This is a genomic window from Sporosarcina sp. NCCP-2331 (assembly GCF_023707945.1).
GTDB lineage: Bacteria > Bacillota > Bacilli > Bacillales_A > Planococcaceae > Sporosarcina > Sporosarcina cascadiensis.
In genome coordinates this window covers 1-8900 of record NZ_BRCD01000053.1, presented here as the reverse complement: position 1 = coordinate 8900, position 8900 = coordinate 1, and the positions used below count along the sequence as shown (strand labels likewise).

Below are 8900 nucleotides of genomic sequence, written 5' to 3'. Positions count from 1 at the left end.
GTTTGGCGCGCTGCCGGGCCGGTTTGGTGCGTTATATACGCCGATTGGTGCGGCTGCCGCGTCGTTTGGCGCGCGGACACAGGTTTTTCGCGCGGTTCGCCCGCATATATAAAAAGGTGCCGTACGCAGTTCATCGCGTACGGCACCTTTTCATTTCATCCGCTTAGTAAGCTCGCGCAAACCAAACGGTATGTTTCGCTTCTTTACCACAATTCATACACGTCTTCTTCTCAGCTGGCGGATTGAACGGAATATTGCGTGTCGTGAATTTCGTTTCATTTTTCACATGCTCTTCACATGCATCATCGCCGCACCAGCCGGCCAGGATCCAGCCTGGGATTTCTTCATTCGCAGCGCTGTCTTCAATATGCTTTTTCAGCTCGTCCAACGTGTCGATATGCGTATGCGAATGTTCTTCGCGGAACGCACGCGCTTTCTCGAGCAGACGTGTCTGCATCGTTGCCAGCTCTGCTTCGATGCTTGCCACTGCTTCAGCCAGATCAACCGCGATCTTTTCTTCGCCGTCACGCGCTTTCATCAATGCCTGGTTATTTTCCAGGTCACGCGGTCCAAGTTCCAGACGGACCGGCACACCTTTTAATTCCCATTCATTGAACTTAAAGCCCGGTGACTGATCGGAATCATCCAGACGCACGCGGATGTCTTTTGACTTTAGCTCCGCATAAATTTCATCCAGTTTTTCCATGATCGCCGGATTCTTTTTCCAAGGACCTACCGGAATCAAGACAACCTGTGTCGGCGCAACACGCGGAGGCAGTACTAATCCCTGCTCATCGCCATGAACCATGATGACTGATCCGATCAGACGTGTCGATGTTCCCCATGAAGTTGTATGAACAAACTGGTGCTTATTTTCTTTTGTTAAATATTTAATATCAAATGCTTCCGCAAACTTGGTTCCCAAATAATGTGAAGTTCCTGCCTGAACGGCTTTTCCGTCTTTCATCATCGCTTCGATGGAGAACGTGTCCACAGCTCCCGCAAAGCGCTCAGATGGTGTTTTCTGGCCGTCGTATACCGGAATTGCCAGCAACTCTTCTACGACTTCTTTATAGATCTCCAGCATCTGCATCGTTTCATGGCGCGCCTCTTCTTCATCCACATGCGCTGTATGCCCTTCCTGCCAGAGGAATTCAGAAGTCCGGATAAACGGCAGTGTCTTTTTCTCCCAGCGGAAAACGTTTGCCCACTGATTGATCAGTACAGGCAGATCACGGTAGCTCTTGATCCAGTCGGAATACAAATGACCGATCATTGTTTCAGAAGTCGGACGCAGCGCCAGACGCTCCTCTAACTTTTCTCCTGCAGCTTCCGTCACCCATGGCAGTTCTGGAGAAAATCCTTCGATATGATCTTTCTCTTTCTCAAAGAACGATTCGGGAATCAGCATCGGGAAATAGGCATTTCGGTGCCCAGTCTCTTTAAACCGGCGATTCATTTCATCCTGAATATGCTCCCAAATTTCAAAGCCATCCGGTTTGAACGCGATACAGCCGCGCACCGGTGTGTAATCCATCAAGTCTGCTTTCTGGATTGTATCGATATACCATTTCGTAAAATCATTCTGCTGATTGCTCATTGCCTTATTTCCTCCTTAATAAAAACCACGCGCTAGTTATTCCATACTGCTAATCATATAACAAAACAAGCATTCCTACAATTGAATCCGCCAATGAATGCACAGCAGACGGCAGCATGATCATAAATCCTTGACAGGTGCTCATACATCCCCGGCACGTGATCATTCAACCCTGGCGGCGATCATTCAGACGCCGCCTGCGCTCATACGCGCCGATCAAATGCTTATAACCACCCTGCAGGCGCTCATACTCTGCCTGCACAGGCGCTTCATTGACCTAAAAAAAGCTGCCCCCTGCAAGAGAGGACAGCCAGCATTTCATCAAACCAATTTTTCTTCCGCCAAGACGAACTGCGGCTCTTTCTCTTCATTCGCAGCTTCCGTACCAAAACGGCCTTCCCACTTCGACATCACCACTGTTGCCAGCGCGTTTCCTACAACGTTGACTACTGTGCGCGCCATATCGAGCAAACGGTCAATCCCCGCAATGAACGCCAATCCTTCGAGTGGAATTCCCACAGTGCCGAGCGTCGCAAGCAATACGACAAATGAAACGCCGGGCACGCCTGCAATCCCTTTGGACGTGATCATCAGCACCAAAACAAGCGTGATCTGTTCCGTAATACTCAATTGAATCCCGTACATCTGCGCGATAAACATCGCAGCGAGTGCCTGATACAGCGTCGAACCGTCGAGGTTGAACGAATAACCTGTCGGCACGACGAATGACACGATATCTTTCGGGCAGCCGAACTTCTGCATTTTCTCCATCACTTTCGGCAATACCGTTTCAGAGCTGGACGTTGAATACGCTAACAGCAACTCGTCCTTTAGCACTTTCATAAAGCTGAAAATATTGACGCCGACCAGCTTTGCAATCCCGCCCAGTACGACAATGATGAAGAATGCCATCGTTGCATACACCAGCAGCATGAGCTTGCCCATCGGAATGAGCGATTCCAGTCCAAACTTGGAAACCGTCACACCAATCAGTGCAAACACGCCGAACGGAGCGAATTTCATGATCATATTCGTCACCCAGAACATCGCATCGGCAACACCTTGAAAAACCTCCAGAACCGGCTTTCCGCGTTCACCGATTGCCGCCACACCCAATCCGAATAAAACAGAGAAGAAAATGATCGGCAGCATATCACCGTTTGACATAGACTCCACGATATTGCTCGGCACGATGCCGACCAATACATCCATAAATCCGCCATTCTGCACTTCTTCCGTCGTCTGAACATACTGCGAAATATCTCCTTTTTCAAGAGAAGACATATCGATTCCTTCGCCCGGCTTGAAAATGTTTGCGGACATCAAACCGACGACGATCGCGATTGTCGTAACGATTTCAAAATATAAAAGCGTTTTACCGCCTAATTTACCTAGTTTCTTAATATCTCCCGTGCCTGCCACGCCAATGACCAATGTAGAAATGATAATCGGCACTACAATCATCTTAATCATATTAATGAACATTGTTCCGATCGGCTGCAAGTACTTTTCTACGCCGGGATTACCATAAAAAATGGCACCGACCGCAATACCGAGAACTAATCCAATTAAAATCTGATAGGCCAATGACAGCTTGAATTTCTTTTTCATAGATAATCCCCCTTAGATTTAATCCTGAAAACGCTTTCTTGAAGTAACTTAGGACAATCATATGGGAAACCTACAAAATTCTACACTATCCTACAAAAACTTTTTTTGCTCCTCCAACGTTTCCATATACAAAACTTGCAGAAACTTCTTCGCATTGACTTTAGCAGGCTTCATTAGAAAGCTTTCCTCTTGAATTTGTTTCATTCGCTGGGTGATTTCCTGGAAGTCAAAAAACCTCGGTGCATAGTATTCAAATTCTTCAATTGTATAATCTATCGCTCCAAGCGATGCTAAATGTTCCATTGCAGTCTGAATAGAGCGTCGGATCCGCTGCTCCATCGCTTTGCTTTCCTTGGCGATATTCTTCGGTTCCACTCCTGTCTTCTGCAAAGCCATTTCATATAACTCTTTTAAGGGAGGTAATTGCGCCGCCTTTTGTTCAATCAGCACTTCTACGATCGCCACAATATCCCGCGTGCTGCTTTCACCGATAATTCCCATATCATGCAGCTTTGACAGCACAATATCCTTTGCCGGGCGCTTCATTTTCGGCTGCTCCACAGAACCAATCTGCGCAAGCGATTCCCGGATCGTCATTAAAGAATTTTTCAGCCGGATTTGTTCTGCCGTCCGCCGCAATACGCTTTGCACTTCAATTTGATTGATCGGCTTATGAATAAAAAACTCCACTCCGACTTGATACGCTTCGCCCACCATCTCTTTGCTGACTACTTGACTCAGCATGATGAACTGTCCTGTAAACCCTTTCGATTTCAGCTGCTGAATCGTCTCGATACCATCGAGTTCCGGCATCAGCAGATCGATAAGCACTAGATCGGGGGCTATGGACAAAATTTGCGGGATCGCTTTCACACCGCTGTCCGATTCTCCCACAACCATTCCAAAGTCCTGCTCCGCCAAGATATTCCTCAGCATCAAACGGCTTGCCTTATCATCATCTACAATGAAATACCTCATGATTACGTCTCCTTCATAACCGATTCGACAGGGATCCTAACACTGACGATCAGCCCGTCTTTTAGCCGCTCCAAACTAATCTCGCCCTGCATGGATTCAACAATCCTCAACACATGCGATAATCCGATACCCGTAGCCGCAACACCCTGTTCATTGAATTTAGTCGTGTACCCCGGTTCGAAAATTATTTCTTCATGTTCAGCAGGGATACCTTTGCCTGTATCCTGCACACTTACACGGACCTTGCCTTCTTCAATCTCTACAGTAATCATTACACGCCCCTGCCCGTCCAGCGCTTCTATGGCATTAGACGTCAGATTATTGAGGATTGCGAGCAGTGGAATATGCTGATCTGTCTGAAAATCCGCATCAAAAGCTGTTTCGATCGTACAGTCACGTCCAATTAATTCGCTGTACTTTTCATTTGCCGTCACAACGAGCCCCAGTAAATCGGATATGTAAAATGATGTCACTTCCTCGCGATTTATCCACTTCGACAGTCCTGCCAAAATCCGCTGGGAATCTTTCTTCACTTCGTGGATTTCCTGCGCGATCTGCAGCGCCTGCGTACTGAGCTGGCCCTGCCCTTCTCTCTTTAACCTGCGGTATAAGTCATGACTGGATGCGGTAATCAGTTCAATATTGTTCATCGATTTCTGCAGATACAGTGTTTCTGCATAGAGCTCTGACCCAACGCCAAGCATTTCTACCACCCGCTGTTTTTCTTTTGACAGCGCTACAGAGCTGTAAAGTCCCACAGTGAAAAAACTCCGCAGTAAAGCTACACCCATCAGGATGCCACATTCTTTCATTTCCAACATTGATTCATGCATCAAAAAGTTCCGAAGCGCATGCTCTGACGTATTGCTGATCACTTCGAATAAAAATGCCAGAGTACCTAATCTCAGCGGAAACGATTTATACTTTTCCAGATCAGCAAAATGCCAGCCGACCGCGATTATGAAATAGAATAGGAAAACCGGTACATGCATGCGCAGACTTTCTTCTAAAGGCGCACCGAACCATACTTCCTCAATTACACGGAACAGTACGACCGTTACAGCTGTGATAAAACCCGTTCGCAGCATGGAAACCGGGGGATATATTAAAATCAGCAAGAAAAATACGATGCCGCCCAGTGCAAACCGAAACGTTTCATCCGCAAATGGCAGAACTTTTAATTCGCCTGTCAGTGCTGTCAAAACCGCGATAATTACGATGCGTGCTGCTTCCGACTGTGAAATCTGAAGCCAAGCGGATTTAGTGTTCATTGATCTTCCCCTAATGAAATAGTAATCGTAACCGTATTATAACAAGTCAAAAAAGTTTATGCAGTTCTGTGATTTACTGAACAGTGTGCACCTGGAATATTCCATATCCAGCAAGAATGAAATATCACTTGCTCCTCATGTTGCAGCGAAGCATTATGCAGATGAATGGCTACGCGGAACAGGTCTGGTTTATACGATGATTCATCTAGGTGCATTGACGAATATTGATTCCATTTACTAGTGACGCTATAATGTGCCTGTACCAGAACAAACATGAAGTAACGAATTCATAAGTTGTTTTGTGCAGGCATTCTGTGAAATAAAGACATTCATTGAATTTTATTGAGAGAGAATTTATCGGAGGCGGCGTACATGAGTCAAGAAAAATCAACAGTTGGCTGGGATGCAATTGATCATGCATTGACTACAATTTACGGTGAGCAAGAACCTGCACATTTTGGAACTCTTTTATCCTATGCCCTGGGAGGAAATGATCCCCTGGACGGAATAAGTGTTTATAAATCGGAGACGCCAGTTCCCCACTGGCATTTTGTCACGTATGGATTTTCAGAACTCTATGACAAAGAATTGGAAGACCCCGAAGAGAGCGGCTACGGATTCGAACTGACATTCCGGCTCACCCGCAACAATGATGAGATGGAACCGCCGGCTTGGGCGCTGAACTTATTGCAAAATATGGGCAGATATGTATTCAACAGCGGAAATGTCTTTCGCAACGGAGATTATTTAGATGCTAATGGTCCGATTTGTCTGGGAGCGGACACATCGCTGACTGCTCTTGCATTTGTTTCGGATCCGCAACTTCAGTCTATGGATACACCGAATGGACATGTGCAGTTTTTGCAGATGGTTGGTATTACGAATGATGAACTGGAAGCTATGCAAACTTGGAATACACTCGGCGTACTGGCTTCAGGAGAAGAACAAATCCCTAGCTACGTAACCGACCTGAATAGAAAATCACTCCTGTCAGATGATTCGATAGCCGATGCCATACAAAGTGGAATGGAGCACGAAGGATCCAATACAGGCATACTGTTTGTGGATCAATTAGGATGGTCGACAGCTAAAAAAGGCCTGTTTCGCAAACCAGTGTCAACGCTGACTCTCGGAGCGAAACAAGCAGAAATTATTGGTAAGCTGCTTCAAGGACGTTTGTTGAAAGAGAAAGAACTGACTCTTTCCGGTCCGGACATCTCCATCCAATTAAAACCGATGGAACAGACGACGTTCGTGTCAGAAGGAGACAGCATCAAACTCTTCTTGGATGAACGCACCGTAAAAGAATTGAGCAAACTGCTGCTGCCAAAAGAACGTACATTCAAGCTGGCTTCTGCAGACTGGCTTTCTGTACAAGTTTTGAAAACAACGATCACTGACGATGAAGGCACTATCGTGAAAGTTATTGGTTAACTAGTAGTCAAAGAAACAACGGATTCTATTTAACAACAACACAGCAACAGCCAGTGCGGTCCGTTTTCTGCACTGGCTGTTTTCATGACGAAAATTAATCAAAATTTTTTTCTTATGATGTATACTTTTTTCGACCTTCTCCGTCTTATAGGTGTTAACAACATAAAGTAGGTGGCCGCTTGCAAAATCAAACCATCGAGGACTTATATAGGGATAGATCCCGCATCATTTTCCGATATCTTCTGAAAATCGGCTGTTCTAAAGAAAACGCTGAAGATATCGTTCAGACAGCCTTTTTCAAAGCTTTTGAGCATATGATCCATCTGAATACGGATAATCCTTCCGCGTGGCTTTTTAAGGTATCCATTAATCAGTACCATGATCTTTGCCGAAAGCAAAAGCGATATCCCCATGTGCAAATCGATGAAAACTTTCTTGAGAATATGTGCCGGATGGATGAAGACGGTGAACACCTGATGCTGAGGAAAGAACATAAGTCAGAAGTAGAATTCGTTCTGAATCAGTTGACCCCGGCTCAGTCTAACATGTTGATCCTGAAATATGAACTCGGTTTATCGTACGAAGAAATCAGTGTTCTGCTGCATATGAAAGTCGACACAATCCGAACGACACTCTATCGCTCACGGAATACATTTAAACAGAAGTGGAGTGAGTTTCTTGAAAGACAATCATGAAATGGATGATCTTTTCAGTTTTGAAGGAAACGAAAAGAATATCATTACTAAAGCAAAACGAAAAAGTACACTCCGTATTGCCAGCATCAGCGGACTTGTATCTTTTCTAGTGCTGATCCTCGTCATCTTACTAAAGCTTCAAGTGACACCTTGGCTGCTGAATAAAGAGATAATAGCTCAAGATCAGTACTACGATGTATACGGTGCAAATACATTTATCGGGCCGTGGGAAGAATCCATCCGAATTATAGGAAGCAACGCGACAGCTCCCCAGTATAAATTACTGGACGGACAGCCTGTCTACCGAGGAGAAATCAGCAATGACTCCAATCATATCGAAGTCCATCTATCTCCGAACCGTTATGAAACATACAACTACTTTGGCGGTAAAGTAATGAATTTCCTGCATCCTGAGGTACTGTCCGCGCAAATTCCAAATGAAGTGCAGACTATCGATGCCTTTCGTGAACAACAACTCATTGAAGTGGGTCTTTCATTTGACAAGGGCTATTCATTGGCCGAAGTACAGTCTATGCTGCCAGAGGAGTTAACGCTTCAATGGGCATGGGTGGAAACCTATAGCAAGGGCGCTATCGAATCACTGCAAGCTTCTGATCCGCCCTCTCATATGCTGACAGAAAATGAAGTCATCGGGTTTTCCTTGACTGATGAAACGGGCGCCCCGGTACAAGAACCGGAGGAAAGATTCATCGAGTCTGTGAAGTCTGCCAAAGATCAGAAAGGACGCTATCAAAAAGAGATGGCTTCTATTTATGACGGCCTGAGCAAGTCGGGATCACCTGAAATTAAAATTATTGGAGCAGTGGTTGTCGGAACCAAACAAGAACTTCAGCAATTACAAAATGCATCTTATATCCGCGCATCGAGTATAGGTGCTGTGGCAGATACTTTTAATTAAAGGAGAAGAACATTATGAATAAAACTGTACAATGGATTATTTGGGTGCTGGCGCTGATTGCGATCAACCTTCCTGCCATTTCGTTCGCTTCATTTGCGCTTTTCGGCACATCGGAAGGCACTAGCTTATTTTCAATCGACTATCTTATCGCAGCACTTATCGTTATGTTGGCGAACGTCATTAACTTGCAGTTGTTTATCGTCATCAAAAGAAATCACTATAAAGGCTTTATCTACGGCTTGATTCTGGCCGTGATGGAAGCGGGCAGCCTTTATCTATTTGCGTTCACATTCTATATGCCATGGATGATTATTTCAGGAATTATTATATTGGCAGCAATCGGTTTACTGGTAAAAGAAATGATTTTGAAAAAATAAGAGGATATAAAAAAG

At 45.2% G+C, this 8900-nt stretch carries 8 protein-coding genes and 1 pseudogene; 5 read left to right on the top strand and 4 right to left on the bottom strand.

Annotated elements, in window-relative coordinates; all coding sequences use genetic code 11:
• Positions 1 to 163: 163 nt before the first annotated feature.
• From proS to NCCP2331_RS17840, 4 genes are all read right to left on the bottom strand, one after another.
• Positions 164 to 1600 carry a proline--tRNA ligase gene (proS, locus tag NCCP2331_RS17855; protein ID WP_251672050.1) on the bottom strand — a complete coding sequence of 479 codons (1437 nt, stop codon included), beginning with the start codon at positions 1598 to 1600 and terminating at the stop codon, positions 164 to 166.
• Positions 1601 to 1921: 321 nt separating this feature from the next.
• Positions 1922 to 3211 (bottom strand): cation:dicarboxylate symporter family transporter, encoded by a 1290-nt coding sequence (locus tag NCCP2331_RS17850; protein ID WP_153723143.1) that lies wholly within the window; start codon positions 3209 to 3211, stop codon positions 1922 to 1924.
• 90 nt (positions 3212 to 3301) lie between these two features.
• Positions 3302 to 4189 (bottom strand): response regulator, encoded by an 888-nt coding sequence (locus NCCP2331_RS17845; RefSeq protein ID WP_251672049.1) that lies wholly within the window; start codon positions 4187 to 4189, stop codon positions 3302 to 3304.
• 2 nt (positions 4190 to 4191) lie between these two features.
• A complete protein-coding gene (locus tag NCCP2331_RS17840) occupies positions 4192 to 5460 on the bottom strand; it encodes a sensor histidine kinase (protein WP_251672048.1) in 1269 nt (422 codons plus the stop codon).
• A 124-nt stretch (positions 5461 to 5584) separates the two neighbouring features.
• Here NCCP2331_RS17840 and NCCP2331_RS17835 point away from each other — a divergent pair.
• The 5 genes and pseudogenes from NCCP2331_RS17835 to NCCP2331_RS17815 all read left to right on the top strand — a co-directional run.
• Positions 5585 to 5683: pseudogene (locus NCCP2331_RS17835) on the top strand (SDR family oxidoreductase); the annotation flags it as partial.
• Positions 5684 to 5832: 149 nt separating this feature from the next.
• Entirely contained in the window at positions 5833 to 6894 is a 1062-nt protein-coding gene (locus tag NCCP2331_RS17830) for a suppressor of fused domain protein (RefSeq protein WP_251672047.1), read from the top strand.
• A gap of 179 nt (positions 6895 to 7073) precedes the next feature.
• Positions 7074 to 7589, top strand: coding sequence for an RNA polymerase sigma factor (locus NCCP2331_RS17825; protein WP_153723139.1), 516 nt, complete (start codon positions 7074 to 7076; stop codon positions 7587 to 7589).
• Positions 7573 to 8508: an anti sigma factor C-terminal domain-containing protein gene (locus NCCP2331_RS17820; protein ID WP_153723138.1), complete on the top strand. Its 936-nt coding sequence runs from the start codon at positions 7573 to 7575 to the stop codon at positions 8506 to 8508. Before NCCP2331_RS17825 ends, NCCP2331_RS17820 begins: the two co-directional genes overlap by 17 nt.
• Before the next feature lie 14 nt (positions 8509 to 8522).
• Positions 8523 to 8885 carry a hypothetical protein gene (locus tag NCCP2331_RS17815; protein WP_153723137.1) on the top strand — a complete coding sequence of 121 codons (363 nt, stop codon included), beginning with the start codon at positions 8523 to 8525 and terminating at the stop codon, positions 8883 to 8885.
• Positions 8886 to 8900: the final 15 nt, after the last annotated feature.

What these genes read in the sequence shown, in the direction of transcription:
- proS (WP_251672050.1), bottom strand. Translation starts at nt 1,600, where the DNA reads ATGAGCAATCAGCAGAATGATTTTACGAAATGGTATATCGATACAATC.
- NCCP2331_RS17850 (WP_153723143.1), bottom strand. Translation starts at nt 3,211, where the DNA reads ATGAAAAAGAAATTCAAGCTGTCATTGGCCTATCAGATTTTAATTGGA.
- NCCP2331_RS17845 (WP_251672049.1), bottom strand. Translation starts at nt 4,189, where the DNA reads ATGAGGTATTTCATTGTAGATGATGATAAGGCAAGCCGTTTGATGCTG.
- NCCP2331_RS17840 (WP_251672048.1), bottom strand. Translation starts at nt 5,460, where the DNA reads ATGAACACTAAATCCGCTTGGCTTCAGATTTCACAGTCGGAAGCAGCA.
- NCCP2331_RS17830 (WP_251672047.1), top strand. Translation starts at nt 5,833, where the DNA reads ATGAGTCAAGAAAAATCAACAGTTGGCTGGGATGCAATTGATCATGCA.
- NCCP2331_RS17815 (WP_153723137.1), top strand. Translation starts at nt 8,523, where the DNA reads ATGAATAAAACTGTACAATGGATTATTTGGGTGCTGGCGCTGATTGCG.